Source organism: Desulfolithobacter dissulfuricans, assembly GCF_025998535.1.
GTDB classification, from domain to species: Bacteria; Desulfobacterota; Desulfobulbia; order Desulfobulbales; family Desulfobulbaceae; genus Desulfolithobacter; species Desulfolithobacter dissulfuricans.
This window is the reverse complement of sequence record NZ_AP024233.1, coordinates 2,654,889-2,675,210: the sequence shown is the minus strand read 5'-3', so window position 1 is coordinate 2,675,210 and position 20,322 is coordinate 2,654,889. Positions and strand designations below refer to the sequence as shown.

At 55.9% G+C, this 20,322-nt stretch carries 16 protein-coding genes and 1 pseudogene; 4 read left to right on the top strand and 13 right to left on the bottom strand.

Annotated elements, in window-relative coordinates; translation table 11 throughout:
- Positions 1 to 117 precede the first annotated feature (117 nt).
- On the top strand, positions 118 to 1,203 hold the full coding sequence (locus GF1_RS11920; protein ID WP_267926777.1) for a 6-phosphofructokinase: 1,086 nt from the start codon (positions 118 to 120) through the stop codon (positions 1,201 to 1,203).
- Positions 1,204 to 1,231: 28 nt separating this feature from the next.
- Entirely contained in the window at positions 1,232 to 1,876 is a 645-nt protein-coding gene (locus GF1_RS11915; protein WP_267926776.1) for an endonuclease III domain-containing protein, read from the top strand.
- 71 nt (positions 1,877 to 1,947) lie between these two features.
- Here GF1_RS11915 and GF1_RS11910 read toward each other — a convergent pair whose 3' ends face one another.
- The 5 genes from GF1_RS11910 to rnr all read right to left on the bottom strand — a co-directional run bounded on the left by GF1_RS11910 (position 1,948) and on the right by rnr (position 7,332).
- Positions 1,948 to 2,706, bottom strand: a complete 759-nt coding sequence (locus tag GF1_RS11910) for an RNA methyltransferase (protein ID WP_267926775.1) — start codon at positions 2,704 to 2,706, stop codon at positions 1,948 to 1,950.
- Positions 2,707 to 2,744: 38 nt separating this feature from the next.
- A complete protein-coding gene (locus GF1_RS11905; RefSeq protein WP_267926774.1) occupies positions 2,745 to 3,266 on the bottom strand; it encodes a hypothetical protein in 522 nt (173 codons plus the stop codon).
- A gap of 181 nt (positions 3,267 to 3,447) precedes the next feature.
- A complete protein-coding gene (locus GF1_RS11900; protein ID WP_267926773.1) occupies positions 3,448 to 4,314 on the bottom strand; it encodes a metal ABC transporter permease in 867 nt (288 codons plus the stop codon).
- A complete protein-coding gene (locus GF1_RS11895; protein WP_267926772.1) occupies positions 4,299 to 5,081 on the bottom strand; it encodes a metal ABC transporter ATP-binding protein in 783 nt (260 codons plus the stop codon). Before GF1_RS11895 ends, GF1_RS11900 begins: the two co-directional genes overlap by 16 nt.
- Positions 5,082 to 5,112: 31 nt before the next feature.
- A complete protein-coding gene (gene rnr, locus GF1_RS11890) occupies positions 5,113 to 7,332 on the bottom strand; it encodes a ribonuclease R (RefSeq protein ID WP_267926771.1) in 2,220 nt (739 codons plus the stop codon).
- Positions 7,333 to 7,593: 261 nt separating this feature from the next.
- Between rnr and GF1_RS11885 the strand changes: the two genes are divergently transcribed.
- Entirely contained in the window at positions 7,594 to 9,699 is a 2,106-nt protein-coding gene (locus tag GF1_RS11885; protein WP_267926769.1) for a RelA/SpoT family protein, read from the top strand.
- A gap of 293 nt (positions 9,700 to 9,992) precedes the next feature.
- On the opposite strand, the gene aat is transcribed toward GF1_RS11885, so the two are convergent.
- The 3 genes from aat to GF1_RS11870 all read right to left on the bottom strand — a co-directional run bounded on the left by aat (position 9,993) and on the right by GF1_RS11870 (position 13,006).
- Complete coding sequence (aat, locus tag GF1_RS11880; RefSeq protein ID WP_267926768.1) at positions 9,993 to 10,685, bottom strand: leucyl/phenylalanyl-tRNA--protein transferase; 693 nt, start codon at positions 10,683 to 10,685, stop codon at positions 9,993 to 9,995.
- A gap of 172 nt (positions 10,686 to 10,857) precedes the next feature.
- Positions 10,858 to 11,220, bottom strand: coding sequence for a PilZ domain-containing protein (locus GF1_RS11875; RefSeq protein ID WP_267926767.1), 363 nt, complete (start codon positions 11,218 to 11,220; stop codon positions 10,858 to 10,860).
- A 145-nt stretch (positions 11,221 to 11,365) separates the two neighbouring features.
- The gene (locus tag GF1_RS11870; protein ID WP_267926766.1) at positions 11,366 to 13,006 is read right to left on the bottom strand and encodes an acetolactate synthase large subunit; all 1,641 of its coding nucleotides are present in this window, start codon (positions 13,004 to 13,006) and stop codon (positions 11,366 to 11,368) included.
- 291 nt (positions 13,007 to 13,297) lie between these two features.
- Here GF1_RS11870 and GF1_RS11865 point away from each other — a divergent pair, with 291 nt between their 5' ends.
- Positions 13,298 to 14,881: an AAA family ATPase gene (locus tag GF1_RS11865; RefSeq protein WP_267926765.1), complete on the top strand. Its 1,584-nt coding sequence runs from the start codon at positions 13,298 to 13,300 to the stop codon at positions 14,879 to 14,881.
- 49 nt (positions 14,882 to 14,930) lie between these two features.
- On the opposite strand, the gene GF1_RS11860 is transcribed toward GF1_RS11865, so the two are convergent.
- The 5 genes and pseudogenes from GF1_RS11860 to GF1_RS11840 form a co-directional block, all read right to left on the bottom strand.
- Positions 14,931 to 15,086 (bottom strand): hypothetical protein, encoded by a 156-nt coding sequence (locus GF1_RS11860; RefSeq protein ID WP_267926764.1) that lies wholly within the window; start codon positions 15,084 to 15,086, stop codon positions 14,931 to 14,933.
- Between the two features lie 108 nt (positions 15,087 to 15,194).
- A complete protein-coding gene (locus GF1_RS11855; protein ID WP_267926763.1) occupies positions 15,195 to 17,222 on the bottom strand; it encodes an ATP-binding response regulator in 2,028 nt (675 codons plus the stop codon).
- Positions 17,223 to 17,238: 16 nt separating this feature from the next.
- Complete coding sequence (locus GF1_RS11850) at positions 17,239 to 17,601, bottom strand: response regulator (protein WP_267926762.1); 363 nt, start codon at positions 17,599 to 17,601, stop codon at positions 17,239 to 17,241.
- Complete coding sequence (locus GF1_RS11845; RefSeq protein ID WP_337833067.1) at positions 17,570 to 19,492, bottom strand: sensor histidine kinase; 1,923 nt, start codon at positions 19,490 to 19,492, stop codon at positions 17,570 to 17,572. Before GF1_RS11845 ends, GF1_RS11850 begins: the two co-directional genes overlap by 32 nt.
- Positions 19,493 to 19,500: 8 nt before the next feature.
- Positions 19,501 to 19,884: pseudogene (locus GF1_RS11840) on the bottom strand (GAF domain-containing protein); the annotation flags it as partial.
- Positions 19,885 to 20,322: the final 438 nt, after the last annotated feature.

Genomic DNA, 20,322 nt, shown 5'->3' with positions numbered 1-20,322 from the left:
GGCGTTGGGGCAGGGCCACGGCGGAGCAAAAGAGGTTGCCAAAAGGGGTACTACTCCCTACAATTGAGACAACCAGTCGGTATCAGGTACTTTTCACAGAACACCCAGGGGGGAAGCATGCGTAAGATAGTTATTTCCACAGGTGGAGGCGATGCGCCGGGCCTCAACGCTGTCATCTATGCGGTGGTCAAGTCGGCTTCCATGCGGGGCTGGGAGGTCTATGGCAGCCGCAGCGGCTACCGGGGCCTGCTTGACTACGATGACCTGGTCCGCCTGACTCCCAAGGAAGTGGAGGGCATTACTCCCATCGGCGGTACCATTCTCGGCTCCACCAACAAGGAAAATCCCTTTGCCATGCCGATTACCAACCTGGCCGGCGAGGTCAAGGTGGTGGATGTCTCCAACCGGGTGCTGGAAAACTTCAAACGGATGGGATTCTACTGCCACATTGCCGTGGGAGGGGATGGCAGTCTGGAGATAGCCCACCGGTTTGCCCAGAAGGGTATGCCGGTCATCGGGGTACCAAAGACCATCGACAACGATCTCAAGGCCACCGACCGGACCTTTGGTTTTGATACCGCGGTGGCCACCGCCACCGAGGCCCTGGACAAGCTCCACTCCACCGCCAAGTCCCACGACCGGGTCATGGTGGTGGAGGTTATGGGGCGGGAATCGGGCTGGATCGCGCTCTACTCAGGAATCTCCGGCGGGGCCGATGTTATCCTCATCCCCGAGGTTCCCTTTGATATCGATAAGGTCTGCGAAAAGATAACCGATAACGAACTCCACGATAAGCACTACTCCATTGTCGTGGTGGCCGAGGGGGCCAAGGCCAAGGACGGCACGGTTGTCGTCAAGGAAAAGGGGGAACTGGGACGCCAGGAGGTAGTGTTGGGCGGGATCGGCGAACGGGTGGCCCGGCAGATCCGGGAAAAACTGGGTAAGGATACCCGTTCCCTGGTTCTGGGGCATCTGCAGCGTGGCGGCTCGCCGACCACCTTTGACCGGCTGCTGGCCCTTCGTTTTGGTGCGGCAGCTGTTCGGATGGCTGAAGCTGGCACCTTTGATCACATGGTGGCCTGGACGCCCCCCTGCATGTCGGCAGTGCCCCTGGCCGAGGCGGTCAGCTCCCGCAAGATGGTTGATCTGGAGAGCGACAAGGTCATGACCGCTCGGGAAATCGGTATCTGTCTGGGAGACTGAACCCGGTTGAAAAAAACAGGATGGTACCATGACTACAGCCCGGCTTCTTGAGCAAATATATACCCGTCTCCTGGATCATTTCGGCCCGCAGAACTGGTGGCCTGGTGATACTCCGTTCGAGGTCATGGTGGGGGCAGTGCTGACCCAGAATACCAACTGGCAGAATGTGGAAAAGGCCATCACCAATCTCAAGGATGCCGGTCTGATGAGCTTTGAGGCCATGGCAGCCCTGGACAGGGAAAGCCTGGCCGGGTATATCCGTCCGTCCGGTTATTATAATATCAAGGCCGGTCGGCTGCAGAATCTGTTTGCCCATATCAGGGACAACTGGGGCGGGGACCTGGCGTATTTTCTCTCCCTGCCCAGGGAACGCCTGCGCGAAGAACTGCTCGCGGTCAAGGGCATCGGTCCGGAAACCGCGGATTCCATTATCCTTTATGCTGCCGGTCAGCCGGTGTTCGTTATCGACGCCTATACCCACCGTATCCTTTTCCGGCATGAGCTGGTCGATGAGAGTTTCGGCTATTACGAGCTCCAGGAACTGTTCATGGACAATCTGGAGGAAGACGTGGCGCTGTTCAACGAATATCACGCCCTGCTGGTGCGGGTGGGGAAAGAATTCTGCAAAAAGTCCAGGCCGAACTGTGCCGCCTGCCCCCTGGAGGGACTGTAGGTTTACCTTTCAGGGGCATTCCGGACAGGGGGCTCAACCTTTCTCCCCGGCAGAGGGAGCGCACCTCCCGTCTATCCTTCCACTGATTCCTTTTCATGCCAGAGCAGTTTGCGGCAGATGCCGCGGATCATGCTGGCTTCCTTTTTCTTCAGCTTGACCCGGCTCAGGAACTGGCGGATATTGCGCATCCAGTAAGTCCGGTTGGTGTCGTGGATGAAGGTGATCCTGGTCAGGGCCTCCTCGATATGCTCATACATGCCCTCGAGTTCAAAGGAGTTGGCATACTCGGCATCCGCGGGCGGATGGCTTTTGGCTCCGGTCAGGGCCATGGAGAGTTCGTAGCAGTGAATGGCCACGGCCTGGGCCAGGTTGAGTGAGGAAAAGTTGACCGTGGGAATGGTGGACTGGAACTGGCAGAGATCCAGGTCCTCGTTGGTGAGCCCGGTGTTCTCGGGCCCGAACATGAGCGCTATGCGGTTACCGCCCCTGGCCAGGGGCGCCAGTTCATCCATGACCTCCCGGGGCGTCTTTTCCAGGACCCGGTGTCGGCCCTGGCGGGCAGTGGTCCCGACTATGAACTGGAATGGCTCGGCCGCGGCCGCAGTGGTCTCAACGCGTTGCAGGGAATGGATGAGATGGGCGGCCTTGTGGGTGGCCATCTTGAGCATCCGTTCCTGGTCAGGTTCTTCCCTGCTGACAACGATGAGCTGCTCGATACCGAAATTGCACGCAATCCGTGCCGAAGCGCCAATGTTTTCCGGGTAGCGCGGCCCGACCAGAATCAGGGCCGAGCCGGGCAGCATGCCGGGTTGCTGTGCATCAGGTTCCATGGCAGGTCTGGGGAGTGGTCTTTCTGGCAGATGGGATTTCAGGAAGCTGCAGGGTCTTCCAGTTCAAGGGTGGATTTCCTGTCCCTGGACCTGTCCGAGTCGCCGCTGGGCAGACCCGTGGAGCCCTTGAACCGCTTGAAAAAGGGAATAATGCCTTTTTCGGCATTTTTCATCTCTTCTTCAGCTTCCTTCAGGGTGATCTGCCAGGCCGGGGCAAAGCCGGGCGCCTTCTCGAACATGATGTCGATGGCCTTCTGGTAAATATGGGCCTGGCGGATTTCCTGTTTGCCCGGTTTCTGGTTGAGTACCTGAACCATATTGCGGAGGTTGTCCCGTTCCTGCTTGAGGCGCTCCATCTCTTTCTTGCGCCGTTCCATCTCTTCCGAGTCGATTTCCAGCTTGGTGTGCAGGTGTTCGCGCAGTTTCTTGATGTCTCTGTGCAGTTTCCTGATGGTCAGCTGGCTGCGCAGCCACATGAAGAGTGCAAATAAAAGGAGCAGGGTGGGCACCAGGGCATAGGGGTTGGTAATGATCTTAGTGATCCAGCTTGTCTCTTCCATGGGAAGTACCTCTGTCGGAAAAGGAAAATAATCATGCGCGTGTCCGGGCGGGAGCGGTGCTCTTTTTCCTGGGAGCCGCGGCTCTGAGCAAAAAAGCTCCGCTCCGGAACAGGCCGTTTCTCCGCTTCTGAGAAATCAGGCGGAAAATCACCTTCATCTTTATTTGAAAAGCGGATTTTCGTCAAGGCAAAGATCCGGAGCGGTTGCCGGACCAGAGGCCAAGACGCTGCAGGAGGCCGCTGGTTGCAAAGATGGCCGCGCAGATAAGAATGATGGTGGCCCCGGTGGGCAGGTCCGGTCCATAACTCAGGGCCAGCCCCCCGCTGGTGGCCAGCATGGAAAAAAACACGCTGACAAGCATCATGGCCGGTAACCGGAAGGTGAGCCTTGAGGCGGCTGCCGCCGGCAGGGCGAGGAGGGCTACCACCAGGACGATGCCCACCACCTGAACCAGGAGCACAACGGTCAGGGCAACCAGGCAGAGAAACAGGGTGTTGTACAGTTCGACCCGGATACCGGTGAGGCGGGCGAACTCCTCATCAAAGCTGATGGCCAGCAGGCGCGGATAGCAGAGATAGATGGTTCCCAGGACCAGCAGGTCGAGCAGAGTGATCAGCAGCAGGTCGGTGCTGGAAACCATAAGAATGTCTCCGAAGAGATAACTCATCAGGTCCTCGTTGTATCCTGGAGTCCGGGCGATAAAGAGGATGCCAACCGCCATGCCCACGGCCCAGATACCGCTCAGAACGCTGTCCTGCCGTGCTTTTGTCCGATGCTGCATGAAGGAGATGGCAAGTGCCGCCGCAAGGGCCGCCAGAATGGCGCCGAGCAGCGGGCTGCACCAGTCAATATCGCGGGTTTTCTGCAGGTAGCGGGCAATACCCATGCCTCCCAGCGTGCAGTGGGCAATGGCGCCGGTGACATAGGTCATGCGCCGGACCGTGACATAGGAGCCGACGACGCCGCAGGCCACCGAGGCCAGCATGCCGGCCAGCAGGGCGTGCTGGAGGAAGGTGAACTGCTGAAAGTCTCTCAGGAACTGGAGCATGAGTGTCCCTCCGGCGAGCAGCGGTGGTCGTGGCGGATCAGAGCAATGTCCCGCCCGTAGAGATCAATGATGTTGTGGCCGGCCAGTTCGCTGGTCGGATGGATCTGAACCTGCTGGTTGACACAGACCACTGAGGTTATCTGCTGGTTGACAAAACCGATGTCATGGGACACCACCAGGATGGTCATCTCCTGGTTGAGCTGGTGCAGGATGGCGTAGAGTTTTTCCCCGGCCCTGGAGTCCACGTTGGCCGTGGGTTCGTCAAAAAGGAGCATCTCGGGTTCCCCGGCCAGGGCCCTGGCGATGAGGACCCGCTGGCGCTGGCCGCCGGAAAGGCCGGCAAAGGGATGGTGCGCATATGCACTCAGTTCGACCCGATCCAGGGTCTGCAGGGCTTTTTCCTTCATCTTTCCGGGCAGGGGCCCCAGGCCGCCGCGGCCGGCCAGCCCCATGAGTACCACGTCAAGAACCGAGACGGGGAAACGGTCATCAAACTGCATGTGCTGCGGCACATAGCCGATCCGGTGGGCCACTTTTTCCGGTGGCTGGCCAAAGACCAGGACGGAGCCCCGGTCCGGTTTGAGCAGGCCGAGAATCAGTTTGAGCAGGGTGGTCTTGCCGCCGCCGTTGGGGCCGATGATACCGATCATCTCCCGCTCATGGATGACCAGGTTCACGTTCTCGAGAATCAGCCGTTCCCCGTAGGAAAAGCTGAGATCCCGGATGACGATAACCGACTTTCCCGGCCGGGCGTTCTTCTTGGTCATGGAGATCCTCTGCTGGTGGCTGGGAATCGGGTCAGTCCGCCTGTCCCTCGGCGGTGTCGGCCATTTCGGCAGAGATGGAAAAGGTGAGACGTTTGGCCAGTATGTCCACATGATCGAGCCGAACCCGGAGCAGGTCACCCAGCTGGTAGGTGATACCGGTGCGTTCGCCGATCAGCCGGTTGGCCCGGCTGTCATGGATGTAATAATCGTCTTGCATTTCACGAACCGGGACCGCGCCGCTGATGAAATATTCCAGCAGTTCCACGAACAGGCCAAAGGGGGTGACCCCGGAAATGATGGCATCAAAGGTCTCGCCAACCCGGTCTTTAAGAAAGAGGACATTGAGCCGGGACTGGACGTTGCGCTCGATATTTACCGCGATCCGCTCCCGTTTCGAGAGATACAGGGCCGCATCGGCCAGGGTGGTGCCCTTGGGAACAAGCGGTTTTTGCCTTTCCCCCTTTTTCCTGGTCAGGAGATGCTGCAGGGCCCGGTGGGCGACCAGGTCGGGATAGCGGCGGATGGGCGAGGTGAAGTGGAGATAATACTCCGCTGCCAGTCCGAAATGGCCGAGATTTTCCGGTGAATAACGGGCCTGCTGCATGGTGCGCAGGAGGAGATTGTTGATGACATACTCGGCCGGTGATTTGTGGGCCTCGTCCAGGATCCGGGCGAACCAGGCCGGTTCGTTGGAGGTCTTCGGCAGTTCCAGACCCAGGGACTGGGCCGCCTCGGTGAACTGCTCCACCTTGGCCGGGTCCGGGTATTCGTGCACCCGGTAGAGGACCGGCTCCCCGGCTTCGGCCATGGTCTGAGCCACGGCCTCGTTGGCGGCCAGCATGTACTCCTCGATCAATTGGTGGGCCTGGTTCCGTTCGGCCCGGGTGATGGAGACTATCCTGTCGCCGTCGAGCAGGACGAAAGGTTCCGGGATGTTGAAGCCGAGACTGCCCCTGCGCATGCGGCGATCAAAGAGCAGGGTGGCCAGCCGTCTGGCATTGTCCAGCATGGGCAGCAGGTGCCGGTACCGGTTGCGCACCTGGTTGTCCCGCAGGTACAGGATGGCGTTTACCGTGTTATAGGTGAACCGCTGGTGGGAGCGGATCATGGATTTTGTATATTTTTCTCCTATCCGGTTTCCCTCCCGGTCAAAGTCGAGAATTGCGGTGAAGGCGGGCCGGTCCTGATCAGGAACCAGGCTGCAGAGATCGTTGGAGAGCCGTTCCGGGAGCATGGGCAGGACAAGGTTTGGCAGATAGACACTGGTGCCCCGTTTATAGGCCTCTTTATCGATCGTCGAACCGGGGGTGACATAATGGCTGACATCGGCAATGGAAACATAGAGCCGGTATCCACTGGTTGTCTCCTCTACAGCAATGGCATCGTCGAAGTCCTTGGCTGTCTCGCCATCAATGGTGACATGCTGAATATGACGCAGGTCGGCCCGGCCTTCGTCACAGGTAGTCAGGGGTTCAAGCGCTGCTGTAGCTTCCAGTACTTCCCGGGGAAACATGCGGTCCAGCTCGAACTGTTCGATGGCCATCCGGATCTGCACCGGTACAGAAAGCGGGTCGCCCAGCACCTCGAGGACCTTGCCCTCGGGAGGATGGCTGCCGGTGCCGTAATCGATGATCTGCAGGAGCACTGCCTCGCCGTCGCGGGCGCCGTGGGTATTGGAGCGGCGGACGGTGACCGTGAAAGGCAGTTTTTCATTGTCCGGCGTCACGTGGCCCATCTTGCCGGCCGCGGTGTAGACCCCGCAGAGCCTGGTCAGGCCACGTTTGACCACCTTGACCACCCGACCCTCAAGGCGGCCCCGGGATTTGCCGATGATCCGGACCAGCACCGTGTCTCCGTGGCTGGCACCGTTCATGTGGGACTGGGCAATGAAGATGTCATTTTCCCGCGGTATTGTATCTTCCACGGTGGCAAAGCCAAACCCCCGGGCAGTGACGTCCAGGGTGGCGGTGAGGAGTCCGGCATCGCTGGCCAGCAGGAACTTTTTGCCCTGCTGTTCCAGCTTGCCGGAGCGGACCAGGCTGTCGAGCAGGTCGCGAACCGCCTGTCGCTGCATGCGGGGCAGTTCCAGGGCCGACAGGATATGGGCCAGTGAGGCTCCCTTTTTCAAGGAACTGAGAAAGGCCAGAATCTGATCCGCAAGCTGGATCTGTCCGGAGGCTGTTTTGCCGGAATGTTTGATTTTGGAGGAAGTATGGGCGGTTTTACGACGTGATGATCTTTTTCTTGGCATGTAGGGATGTTGTTTCTCTTGATTTTTTTTTATCTGCTGGCAGGAAATGGGGCTTATGGGAATCTTCCGGCAACCGGCCTGTTTTTTCTTTGTTCACCACCGCTCTTCTGCTACAGTGGGCAGGTTGCGTGGTGTACTGTTCGTGTCTATTGTACACCATTGATAGAAATCATGCAGAAGGAATTTTTCCGGGGCAAAACCGTGGCCACCGGTTGATTGGTGCATGATGGTTATTCCATCAAGTCGGATGTATGGCAGAGTATGCAGTATCGGAAATTTGATATAGAGAAATATCGTCAGGAGATGGCGTCTTTTATCGGCACCGGTCCTGAGACCAGCGTGTTCTGGGAGGCGCTGGATTTTGCCTGTCAGGCCCATGAAAATCAATGGCGCCGCTCCGGTGATCCCTATATCATGCATCCCTGCCATGTGGCCAAGATCCTGGCCGAGGAGCTCGATATCCGCAGCGCGGAGATCCTGGCCGCCGCTCTGCTCCACGATACCATGGAGGATGTGGAGTATGTGACCGCTGAGTTGCTGCGCAGGAAATTCGGGGCCAATGTGGAGGCCATCGTTGAGGGGTGTACCAAGGTCACCCATTATACCGGCGACAAGCAGACCTTCAAAAAGCTGGTTCACCGCAAGATATTTTCCGGGGCCGCAGCCAAACCGGAGGTTATGGTGGTCAAGCTGGCCGACCGGCTGCATAACCTGCGGACCCTGTCATCCATGCCCCGGCACAAGCGCCAGAAGATAGCCGACGAGACCCTGGATATCTACGCACCGCTGGCCACCATCCTCGGGCTCTTTGCCATCAAGCGCGAGCTCTATAATCTGGCCCTGGCCTACAAGTTTCCCCGGCAGGGCAACAAGCTCCAGCTTCATATCAATAAGCTGCGCAGCGATCCCAAGGCCCTGACCATTCGGGATCAGGTCCAGAAGGCCCTGGACAGCGAGGGGATCAATGCCACCGTGACCCTGCGAACCAAGGGGCTGTGGGGCTATTATGATATACGCCACCGGATCCTGATAAAAGAGATCGAAAACCCCCAGGAGTTTCTCATCGTTGCCGCCAGCCGGGGCGAATGCTACCAGGCTCTGGGAACACTCAACAGCATCTATCCGCCCATTCCCCGCACCATCCGAGACTTCATCGCTAACCCCAAACCTTCCGGCTACCAGGGACTCCATGCCCGGGCAAACATTGAAGGCCGGAAATTTCTTTTCAAGATCCGGACCGAGGAGATGGCCCGCCGGGCCCAGCGGGGCCTGGTTCGAGACTGGACCACGGGCGGCAAGGAGCGCAGCCGTTTTGTGCGGGAGATCAAGGAGATGTTTGATATCCTCGGCAGCGAGGACTCCGTGTCCTACCGGGACATGATCGCGGCCAGCGGCCGCAAGGAGATCTATACCTACACCCCCCAGGGTGACCTCATCTGTCTGCCGGTGAATTCCATTGTGCTTGATTTTGCCTTTCGGGTCCATACCGCCATTGGCCACTCCTGTCTCGCCGCCCTTATCGGTAACCGGAGGGTTGAGCCGGACACGGTCTTAAAAGACGGGGATGTGGTGAAGATCATTCGCCAGGAGACTCCGGTCAGCTTTGACCCGGATATCCAGAAACTCTGCCAGACCCCTCGGGCCCGTTCTGAACTGGCCAAGGCCTTCCGTCAGCGTCGCCAGGCGGTTTCCCGCGAGATCGGTCGCTCGGTGCTCGAGCAGGAGATGCGCCGCTACGGCCTGCCTCTGGAGGTGATCGAAAAAAAAGGCATGGCTGATATCCTGGCCTATTTCGGGATCGACTCCATGGAGGACCTCTATCTCCAGGTGGGCGAGGGGAGAGTCCGGCTGCGGGAACTTATCTACGAGATGCGCCACGGGTTGTATGCCGGCCGCGAGACCCTGCAGCTGCCCACGGGCGTGTTTAACAGGATCGAGCTGTCCACCGTGGATCCGGTGGTTGTCAAGTCCTCCGCCTGCTGCAAGCCGTCACCGTTGGACAAGGGGGTTATCGGCCTGTTGAGCGAACGGGGACTCTCTCTCCACCGCAAGGACTGTCACCGGTTACAGAAGTTGAAGTTCCAGCGCGAAGATGCGGTGGAGGTGCGCTGGAAAATGCGGGAAACCAGGGTGACCAAACCGCAGAAGCTCATTATCCTGGCCGCCACCAGGCATCGGCTGTTCATGCTCCTTTCCGTGGCCCCGGAGGAGATGAAGATCGACGATATTGTCGCCCTGGGCGGCACCCCCGGCGGCGAGCAGGCCTGGGAGGTAAATTTCCGGGTGGGCAATCTTCAATCTCTGAAGAAAATCATCAAGCATTTTCGCCGTTCAACTCTTCCCTATGAGTTCGATCTCGAACAATAATATCTTGAAATCACTAGGTTAGTTTTTGTCTGGTGGGAAAAGTTATCTTTTTCGCTTGACAGACACAATGTGGTAGTTATAGTAAAGGTGAGTTCGGATATGTAACGGCACTAAATATCAGCGCCGGTACAGGTGTTCTTCCCCCTTGATCGATTCCGAAAAGACAGGAGCCGGGCCAGTTGCTGGAGCGGCCTGGAATTTCGGAAACGTGTTGCCAACTTTTTTCAAGGGTAGAGGCAATACCAGCGAACCTCCTCCTTCCTGGCGGGCGCCTGTAGCAGCCGACTTTCCTCCTAGTCGGTCGAGTGCAGGCGCCATTTTTTTTGTGGCTGCAACCCGTCAATATACCTGTCAAGCAACTCCTGAAATCTTTCCCTTGATACTTCCCGGGCCCCGAAGCGGAGCAGGTGATCGGTGGTCATCTGGCAGTCAATCATGGCAATCCCGGTGGCGATTGCATGCTCGATCAGGGCTGCCAGCGCAACTTTGGAACTGTCGCGGACCCTGGTGAACATGGATTCCCCAAAGAAAACCCGGTCCAGGCAGACCCCGTACAGCCCGCCGGTCAGGGTATCGTCCTGCCAGCATTCGATGGAGTGGGCGTATCCCAGTTCATGGAGGCGGCAGTAGGCCTCAAGCATGTCCCTGGTTATCCAGGTTCCCTCACCGGATTTCTCCCTCAGGGTGCCGCAGGAACTGATCACATCCCGGAAAGCGGTGTCCGCGGTTACCCGAAAGGTTTTCCTGCGTATGGTACGGGCCAGGCGGCGGGGCAGGTGGAACTTTTCCGGAAAGAGCACCAGGCGAGGCGCCGGTGACCACCAGAGGATCGGTTCCCCTTCTGAATACCAGGGAAAAATACCTTCGCGATAGGCGGCCAGAAGACGGGCTGGAGAGAGATCGCCACCTACGGCCAGAAGGCCGCCGGGTTCGGCAAGATCGGGGGACGGAAAGAGAGGTTCCCGTGGCAGCTGAAATACAGGCATGGTCGTGTGTGAAGGCTGTTCAGGAATCAGAGAAGCCGGCTCGGCCGGATGTCAGGACGCTGTTGCCTGGGTTGGCGTAGGGCTCGGGCCGGGTGTTGGGGGCCGGGCAATCCTTCCGGACCACTCTTTGGCGTCTCGGCCGCAGAACCCGTAATTCCGGTGGTCTCGGGGCTCAGGCCAGTCCACAGGTGTGGTTTTCTATGAAACGCAGCAGCTTCTGGCGCTGGGTCGGGGTGAGATCGACAAATTTGATCGAGGTGCGTTTGCGGGTAAGAGGAAGAAAGCTGACACTGGAATCAACCGTTTCCTCGTAGACCGCTTCACTGGTCAGGTTGGTAAGCAGAAAACCGGTTTCGCTGAAAAAGATGCCCATGTCCATCTCCTGGGCATCCCGCATGTCGTTGTCGTAGTACTCGAATGCCATGCCGCCCAGACTGATGTTGATGACCGGACCGACAATTTGGTCATTGATGGCAAGGGTTCCCTCCTTCACAAGAAACCGAGGGTGACGACGGCGTTCCTGGTCCGGTTGCATACCTGTTCTCCTTGGGGCTGGGGGACGGTTGTCGGGCAGAACATTCTGGAAGTTATATAATACTTATAGAAGTTATCTATTATATACCTGCCAGGGCCATGGTTGTCAACTGGCTGAAGTCTCTTGCCTCTTGCCCGCTGTGATCTTATATGATGCAGCTCTTCTGTCGCAGTTCCTCGATGAGAACGGTTTTATTTTCCCGGTAGTCCACCGGCAGGTCGATGAGATGGATCCCGGGGGAATTGAGACATTGCTTGAGCAGGGTGCCGAGTTGCCCCTCCCTGGTCACCCGATGCCCTTGGGCCCCATAGCTTTCCGCGTAGCGGACAAAATCTGGATTGCCGAAGTCAAGGCCAAATTCAGTCAGACCCATGCCCGCCTGTTTCCAGCGGATCATGCCGAGTCCGTCGTCGCGCAGGAGGAGGACCGTCAGGTCGAGTCCCAGCCGGACCGCGGTCTCCATTTCCTGGGAATTCATCATGAAGCCACCGTCCCCGCAGACCGCCACCACCTTCCGGTCCGGGTTGAGCATCTTGGCCGCAATGGCCACCGGTAACCCTGCTCCCATGGTGGCCAGCGCGTTGTCGAGCAGGACCGAGCAGGAGCAGGTGGCCCGGTAATTCCTCGCAAACCAGATTTTGTACATGCCGTTGTCCAGGGAAAGAATGGAATCCTCGGGCATGATGGCCCGGATCTCCGCCACCAGGTGCTGCGGGGTATAGGGGAAAAGATAGGGTGGCTGTTCCTGATAGACATTTTTCTCGATGGCCCGGCGTATACGCTCGAAATAACCGTCTCCGCCCAGGGAATCCGGGCGGATGAGCGCACCAAGCCCTGTCAGTGTGGTGCAGATGTCGCCGATGATCTCGTGCTGGGGAAAATAGACCTGGTCAAGGGCCGCAGTGAAGTAATTGAGATGGATGACCCGGACACCGTTCCTGGTCATGAAAAAGGGCGGCTTTTCCACCACGTCGTGGCCGACGTTGATGATGACATCGGCATGGTCGATGGCGCAGTGGACATAGTCCTGGTCAGAGAGAGCCGCGCAGCCCAGGGAGCGCTGATGATATTCGTTGACCACGCCCTTGCCCATCTGGGTGCTGAAAAAATAGATCCCGGTCCGTTCTATGAAGTCCTCGAGGGCACCGCATGTCACGCGCCGGTTGGCCGCGGCCGCGATCAGGAGCAGGGGATTTTTGGCCTGCTGGATAATGTCCGCCACCTCTGCCAGCGCCTCCGGTCCGGCCTGGGGCGGCCGGGGCCAGGTTACAGGAAAGACCTCGGACTCGGAAGACTCGGCGGCGATATCCTCGGGCAGTTCCAGGTGCACCGGACCCGGTTTTTCCTCCACCGCCACCCGAAAAGCCTCCCGGACCAGGGCTGGAATGGAGTCGGCACCGACGATCTGTTTGGTCATCTTGGTGATGGGCTCCATCATACCCACCACGTCGATGATCTGAAACCGGCCCTGCTTGGATTTCTTGATCGGTTTCTGGCCGGTGATGAACAGGACCGGCATGCCGCCCAGCAGGGCATAGGAGACCGATGTTACAAAGTTGGTTGCCCCGGGACCCAGGGTCGCCAGGCAGACTCCGGGACGTCCTGTGAGCCGGCCCCAGGTCGCGGCCATGAAACCGGCAGCCTGTTCATGGCGGGTCAGGATCAGTTTGATCGATGACGTGCGCAGGGCATCGAGAAAGGCGAGATTCTCCTCGCCGGGTATACCGAAAATATGGGTAACTCCTTCGTTTTCAAGGGACCTGACAAGCAGTTGGGCGCCATTCATTCACTATCTCCAGTCATAAACTGTGGTTTTTCCCAGGATACATTCTCAAAAATCATTCTACACGGAAATGGGCTGAACGGAAACCGGGGGAGGAATAAACATCTCATTTTACGGTCCCCGGCCCGGAGAGTGGGTAAAAAACAGAAATCTGTGGAAAATGGTTTACAGGATACGATAATTTATTGATAATTACCCATAAACTGCCTGTTTTGGCAGGTAAGGTTCCGGCAGCTGCCGGGGCCGGATCTTCCTGGAAGAAAGCTGCAAACTGGAGCAAGGTGTGTTGTTGTCATGTATCTTGAACATTTTCATCTGAATAAGTCGCCATTTCAGGAACCGCCTGATCCAGAAGTGTTTTTCCCCGGCGCCGGCAGGGACGCCATCCTGGATTCCCTGGTGACTGATATCGAATCCGGCAGGCCGCTGATCAAGCTTGTCGGCAGTGAAGGGTCCGGGAAAACGCTGATCTGCAGGATTTTGACAACGCGGCTTGGCGACAGGGTTGATGTGGTTTATCTCGACAATCCCGTTGGTTCCTTTGACGACCTGATGCGGGTTGTCTGTTATGACCTGGGGATGCCACCGGCCGAAGATCCGGATCGCAGTCTGACCCGGGAGTTCCGCGCCCAGCTTGAGCGCCGGCACAAGGCAGGTCAGCGGGTCGTTGTCATTATCGATGAGGCGGAAAAGCTTTTTCTTGCCACCCTTGAGCGGCTGCTCAAGGTTCTCTGCGAGACAGAAGAGAGCGGAGTTCTCACCATTTTGCTGGCTGGCCGGCCAGGACTTGATATCAACCTTGAGCAGCTTACTGTTTTTTGTTCGGGCATTGATACCAATGGTGGGTATTTTCTGGAGCCTCTCTCCCGGGAAGAGACAGGACAGTATCTGAAATTTCGCCTGCAGGCCGCAGGGCTGCCTGATGAAGCGCATCAGGATATTTTTACAGAGGGAGCTGTTGATAAGATATTTTCTGCTGCCAAAGGGAACCTGCGTCTGACCAATATCCTCGCCGAAGAGGCGCTGCAGACCTCGTGCACGGAAAAATCGTTTCTCGTGTTGCTTGATCATGTAAAAGATGATGACAGCGGGCCGGCAAAAGGGACGCGGAGCGAAAAGGACGGGAAGAAAATTGCTCTTCCACTTTCCCTGCCGCCGGAAATTTTCAAGGACAGAAAAATGGTATGGGGCACAGGGGCAGCACTTTTTGTGCTGGTTCTGCTTCTGCTTTTGTTTCGTGGGGGAGATGATGCGAGCCTGGTTTCCAGGGGACCGGCAGCCCCTGCTGTACCTTCAGCAACCAGTGAAAGACAAACCCTCACGCCTGAAGAGCCTGCTCCAGAGGAAAAGGGCAGGGCAGAGCAGGAATCCGTTGTCAGAGAATCAGGTGGGAACAGCGGACAGGGTAATGACCAGGCAAAGCCGGCTGAAATGGACGCCACGCTCCAGCCGCGTTCGGAAAGTGCGCAGCCTGTTTCGCCAGAAACGGCTGGCGCGAAGCAAGCTGAAGAAAAGACCGGTGCGCCGGTTGCAGACCGCAGCGGAGAAAATTTGTTCCGAGAGCGCCTGGGAGCCACTGCCGGTTGGGTGGCAGGTGCCTATCGCAACAAGTATACCATTCAGCTGATGATGTTGACGTCGGCGCAGGCAGAAGAAAATCTTAAGCAGATGCTTGCCAGGGACGATTATTATGCCATCATGGATCAGCTCTTTATCTTGCGCAAGAAGACCACGCCACCGGTGCTCTTTGTCTTTTATGGAACCTACGACACCATGGAGCAGGCTCGACAGGCTCGGAACAGGATGCCCGTTTTCCTTCGCAAACATCATCCTTACGCGCTTTCTATTGGTGATGCCCTGAAAAAGACCGAGGATTGATCCTGCCTGGCGCTCAGTGCGTAAAAGTCATCGGCCGGCTGGTCGGCTCCTACCAGCTCGCGCCGGGCCGGGTGATCGGATGGGTATATTTGTTCTCCCTGTCTACCCCTTTACTGACATAATAAATGCCGTAGCACAGGGCAGCAAATGCAATCAGGGCAACGGCAAGCTTGAGTAGATCCCGTTTGATATTTTTTTTGCCCAAGGAAGTTCTCCTCTCTATTTTTTTACCAGAAAATCAATCCCTCTCCGAACAGTTTAATGGATCGTCAATTTGTGTCCACTGTTTCTGTCACTTCATGGATCGTCCCTGTCAGTCCAGAATTTTTCTGATAACAGATGCCAGTTCGTTTTTCGCAACAGGCTTCATCATAAGCTTCTGTATGCCTATTTGTCTGGCCAGTTCCGGAGTAACCATTTCGTCAAAACCAGTATAAAGGATTACCGGAATCTCAGGGCGGATACGCATCAGTTCCATGGCCAGATCCACTCCGGTCATGGTCGGCATGGTCTGGTCGGTGATTACGAGGTCAAATTTATCCGGCCGGCGACTGAAGATATCCAGTGCTTCAACACTGCTGGTGCAGGAGGTGACATCGTAGCCAAGGGACTCCAGCATCCGCTGGCCGAGATGGGCTATTGGCTGTTCGTCGTCAACGTATAAAATACTCTCTGTGCCTCCGGGAACAGGTTCTGGATCCGGAAAACCCTTAGATGTTTCCGCTTGATCAGCCAGCGGAAAATAAACATGAAACGTGGTCCCGGTCTCCAGTTTGCTCTCTACGGAAATCGTCCCGCCAAGACCGGAGACAATCCCATGGACCACGGCAAGGCCCAGGCCGGTCCCGCCCTGCTTTTTTTTGGTCGAGAAATATGGTTCAAAAATCCGTCTCAGCGTGGCGTCGTCCATGCCGTGGCCTGTGTCACTGACGGTAAGCCTCAGGTACGGTCCGGTCTTTAGCTCTGGATTCATCCTGACAAGATCGGCATTAACGGCAACAGGTTCAAGCCGCACCTCCAGGACACCGCCGTGATCGCGCATGGCCTGGTAGGCATTGGTGCAGAGATTCATCATTACCTGATGGATTTTTGTGGGGTCAGCCAGGATGGTTGTATCTTCTGTGCAGATACGCTGGCGGATTTCTATGGTTTTCGGAATGGAGGCCCGCAATAACTTGAGAGCCTCTTTCACGATCAGGTGGACCTGAACCGGATGGCATTCCTGTTCAGCCTGCCGGCTGAATGTGAGAATCTGCTGAACCAGATTTTTGGCGCGCTCCCCGGCCTTGAGGACCTGACCCAGGTCTCTTTGCGCACGGCCATTCTCGGGTAAACTGTCTCTGACAAGTGTAGCATATCCCAGTATAGCGGTCAGGATATTGTTGAAATCGTGGGCAATGCCACCCGCCAGCGTACCAAGAGCCTCCTGTTTCTGCATGTGCAGCAGCTGTGTTTTCAGCTTTTCTTTTTCTTCCTCGGCCCGCTTTCGCGCGGTGATGTTCCGCATGATGCTCAATATCCCTGTGATCCGGCCTTCTTTTTTTATGGTACTGGCATTGTTGTCTATATATATCGTCTTTCCTGATTTGCTCCGAATCCGCAGCTCATAATTTCTGGGAATATCTTCTCCGGCCATTCTTTTTCTGAAATTCTCAGAACACATTTTTAAATCACGGGGATGAATCAGGTCGCTGAAGTGCAGCTTTTTTACTTCATCAGCAGTGTAACCTGTCATCTCGTAGAAGCTCGGATTGACAAAATGTATTGTGCCGGTTTTTTCAAAAACCACTACTGCATCGCTGGCATTGTTTATCAGATCCCTGTACTTTGCTTCCGATTCTCTCAACCCCTTGTTCGCCTGCTCGAGGTCCAGCATTTTTTCTTCGAGTTTCCTGATCAGCCGCTGATTATATTCCTTCAGATAAACTTCCTCTTCTTCAATCGGTTCTTTGGGCGCTTTCAGGGCTCCTATCCTGCGTTTGTTGACGACATCCAGCACAATGTTGATGAACTCGTCCGGCTCGGTAGGTTTGACAACGAACCGTTCCGCACCCAGGCTCAGGGCGAACTCCTTATCGCTGGGTTCGGTGTAGGTGGCGGTGTAGAAGAGAAAGGCTATTTTCTTAAGTTTTTTGTCTTTTTTCACCTCCCTGCAGAGCTGAAAACCATCCATTCTGGGCATCAGGATGTCGGAAATAATCATGTCAAAGTCATCCCGACAGGCCTTTTTCAGGGCATCGACACCATCTGTGGCGGTCTGCACTTCATACCCATATCCCTGCAGCAGCACTTGCAGCATATAGCGATTTTCGCTGAGATCATCGACAACCAGAATTTTCATTAATACACCTTGTAACTTAAAAATATTTCTCGATTTCTGACACAAAGATTTCCGGATCAAATGGCTTTTCTATGTAGCCTGCACAGCCCAATGCCTGGGCCTTTTCCCGGTCTCCCGGCATGGCATAGGAGGTTACGGCCACGATGGGAATCTGGTTGATGTCTGCCATACTCTTTATTCTTCTGGTGGCCTCGTACCCATCCATTTCGGGAAGCTGGATGTCCATGAGTATCAGGTCCGGCTTGTCTGTCTGTGCCTTTTCCAGTCCTTCAAGCCCGTTCCAGGCCTGGATAGTCTCGTAGCCGCTTCGTTCCAGTAGGAACGTTGCCAGATACATATTCTGTTCGTTATCCTCTACGATCAAGATCTTTTTTTTCATGCGGTTCTCCTTCCTGCAATCTGACAGGCAGGGTAAACGTGAATATGGAACCTTTTCCATATTCGCTTTGCGCCCATATCTCTCCTCCAAGCAGAGTCACCAGCTTCCGGCATAGGTGCAACCCCAGTCCAGCCCCCTCATATCTGCGCCGTGCCGTGCCGTCGATCTGCCGAAACGCCTCAAAAAGATAGACCATATTTTCCTCTTTGATTCCTGTGCCCGTATCGGACACGCTTATTTTCACTGTGTTGTCATCTATCGTGCAGGTAATTCTCACTTCGCCCTTATCGGTGAATTTCACGGCATTGTTGGCCAGATTCAGGAGGATCTGCAGCACCTTCTGCCGGTCAGTGTAGATTTCCGGCATCTCCCGGGGCAGTTCCTTGATGAGCTGTATACCCTTTTGCGAAACCATTGGCGACAATGTTTGCTCCACTTCTGCAACAACCTCTTCAAGCCTGACGGTCTCCAGGGAGGTTTCATATTTGCCGGACTCAATCCGGGAGAGATCCAGAATATTATTGATCAGGGCCAGAAGATGTTTGGCTGAGGTATACACCATGGAAAGCTGTTTTTTCTGCTCCTCGTTAATGTCTCCGGCTATGCCTTTGAGTATGATGCCGACAAAGCCGATGATGGAGTTGAGCGGGGTCCTGAGTTCATGGCTCATGGTGGCAAGAAATTCAGACTTGAGCCGGTCCAGTTCCTTGAGCTGGCTGTTGGCCAGGGCCAGTTCCCTGGTTCGTTCCGCCACCTTGATTTCCAAATCATCGTACGCCCTTTGCAGCGCGTCTTCTGTCTGTTTTTTTTCTATTGCGATACCCGCCAGGTGTGCCGTTGACTTGATGAATTCCAGGTCCGCGGAGTTAGGTGCCAGCGGTTCACTATAGTACAGGGCAAAGGTCCCCAATATCTGGCCCGTGGAAGACAGAATGGGCTCGGACCAGCAGGCTCTCAATCCGGCTTTTCTGCCAAGCTCCCGGAACGGAACCCAGTAGGGGTGGGTCATGATGTCCTCGACAATCACTCGTTTGCCCGTGTATGCAGCAGTTCCGCAGGAACCGACACCGGGGCCTATCTTGAGGCCATGAATGGCTTCATTGTAAAAGTCTGGCAAGCCGGATGCCGCTCCATGGAAGAGATGTTTCTTCTCTTGATCGAGGAGCAATACCGAACAGAACATTCCAGGATTATATTTCCTGGAAATTGCAACCAGGATTGAAAGTACTTCCTCCAGGGAGGCGCCCTTTGCCAGTTTTTCAAGGACCATGTTCCGTCCCTCCTGGAGCGCCTCTGCTTTTTTGAGCTCAGTGATATCACGTAATATGACTGTATATGTGGTCTCTTCTCCAAATACCAGCCTTGAGATACTGGCATCGGCAGGAAACGTGCTGCCGTCCTTCCGCTTGCCGAGAATTTCCGGTCTCGATTTCCCCATCTGACGGGTGGAGGAAATCATCCCGTCAAAGTCGTTGATGAGTTGCCGGTGTGTTGCAATCATATGTTCAGGGAGGAGGATATCATGCGACTGCCCCAGAACTTCTTTTGCCTGGTAGCCAAAAATTTTCTCTGCGCCTTGGTTGAACAGGGTGATGCGCTGGTCCTGGTTCACCGAGACGATGGCATCGACAGCGATATCGAGAATGGTAGCCAGGCGCGCCTCGCTTTTGTGGCGCAGCGCTTCGGCCTGTCTGCGTTTTAGGTCCAGTTCAATAGCCTGGAGGGCAAAGGCAATGTCCCCGGCAACCTCGATCAGCAGAGCCATCTCTTCTTCGTCAAAGGCATCCGGAAGAGATGAATACACATTGAGCGCACCAAATACCCTGTTTTCATGAACCATGGGAATGGCAGCCGATGAGGCATAGCCCCGCCTGAGTGCCTCTTCCGCCAGGGCAGGTATCGGGGATCCCTTGTGATGTTGCGCATTGTACAGGGTTTTTTTGTTTTGACAGCGGTACCGGTGGGGCCTTCGCCGGTTGCTGAATCGTCCCAGGTTATCTTTATGTTTTGCAGATACCCTTCTTCGAGACCGGCCTTTGCGGCGACCAGAATCTCTTTTGTACCTTTTTGAACCAGCCCTATCCATACCAACTTGTAATTTCTGGTTCGAGCAAGGATCTCGCAGGTCTCCTGCAGCAGTTCTTTCTGGTCTTTTTGTCTGGCAATGAGCTGGTTGACGTCTCGGATCGCCTTCAGAACACGCTGCAGATGCTGAATATGATTCTCTGTTCGTTTTTGTTCGGTGATAATGCGTTCCAGGAAAAAAACAGTCAGCAGCGCCATGAAGCTGACTACCAGTCCGGGAAGCTCGGTTAAATGGCCGATGCCGGAGACAGTCCAGTGGTTCCCTGTCATCAGGGTGAGTCCCTGGCGCAGGGCCATCAACCCTAGCATCACGGTCAAAAAGCTCATCCGCCAGTCTCTCATCCGGCGCAGCAGGACAATGGACCAGGCCATGGCCATGAGACGTATAGCTAAGGAAACGATGAGAGTCAGGCTCATGATATTTTCGTCCTCATGTAAAAAAGACAATGAGTCAGCAGGAAGTTACTCATTATGGGAGTAGAAAGGGAAAGACTGTCCGGAGTGACATCGCAAGGGGTGTCGCTTTTCGCGGAGTATGTTCGAGAAAAGGAGGAAGTCTGAGCTGATGACCGCTGCAGGTTATCTGCATTCATGGAAGAGCTTCCTTCTTCCAGGGCTCTTCTTTGTAGGGTCGAT

Coding starts and splice junctions, on each gene's coding strand:
- GF1_RS11920 (WP_267926777.1), top strand. CDS start 118: ATGCGTAAGATAGTTATTTCCACAGGTGGAGGCGATGCGCCGGGCCTC.
- GF1_RS11915 (WP_267926776.1), top strand. CDS start 1,232: ATGACTACAGCCCGGCTTCTTGAGCAAATATATACCCGTCTCCTGGAT.
- GF1_RS11910 (WP_267926775.1), bottom strand. CDS start 2,706: ATGGAACCTGATGCACAGCAACCCGGCATGCTGCCCGGCTCGGCCCTG.
- GF1_RS11905 (WP_267926774.1), bottom strand. CDS start 3,266: ATGGAAGAGACAAGCTGGATCACTAAGATCATTACCAACCCCTATGCC.
- GF1_RS11900 (WP_267926773.1), bottom strand. CDS start 4,314: ATGCTCCAGTTCCTGAGAGACTTTCAGCAGTTCACCTTCCTCCAGCAC.
- GF1_RS11895 (WP_267926772.1), bottom strand. CDS start 5,081: ATGACCAAGAAGAACGCCCGGCCGGGAAAGTCGGTTATCGTCATCCGG.
- rnr (WP_267926771.1), bottom strand. CDS start 7,332: ATGCCAAGAAAAAGATCATCACGTCGTAAAACCGCCCATACTTCCTCC.
- GF1_RS11885 (WP_267926769.1), top strand. CDS start 7,594: ATGCAGTATCGGAAATTTGATATAGAGAAATATCGTCAGGAGATGGCG.
- aat (WP_267926768.1), bottom strand. CDS start 10,685: ATGCCTGTATTTCAGCTGCCACGGGAACCTCTCTTTCCGTCCCCCGAT.
- GF1_RS11875 (WP_267926767.1), bottom strand. CDS start 11,220: ATGCAACCGGACCAGGAACGCCGTCGTCACCCTCGGTTTCTTGTGAAG.
- GF1_RS11870 (WP_267926766.1), bottom strand. CDS start 13,006: ATGAATGGCGCCCAACTGCTTGTCAGGTCCCTTGAAAACGAAGGAGTT.
- GF1_RS11865 (WP_267926765.1), top strand. CDS start 13,298: ATGTATCTTGAACATTTTCATCTGAATAAGTCGCCATTTCAGGAACCG.
- GF1_RS11855 (WP_267926763.1), bottom strand. CDS start 17,222: ATGAAAATTCTGGTTGTCGATGATCTCAGCGAAAATCGCTATATGCTG.
- GF1_RS11850 (WP_267926762.1), bottom strand. CDS start 17,601: ATGAAAAAAAAGATCTTGATCGTAGAGGATAACGAACAGAATATGTAT.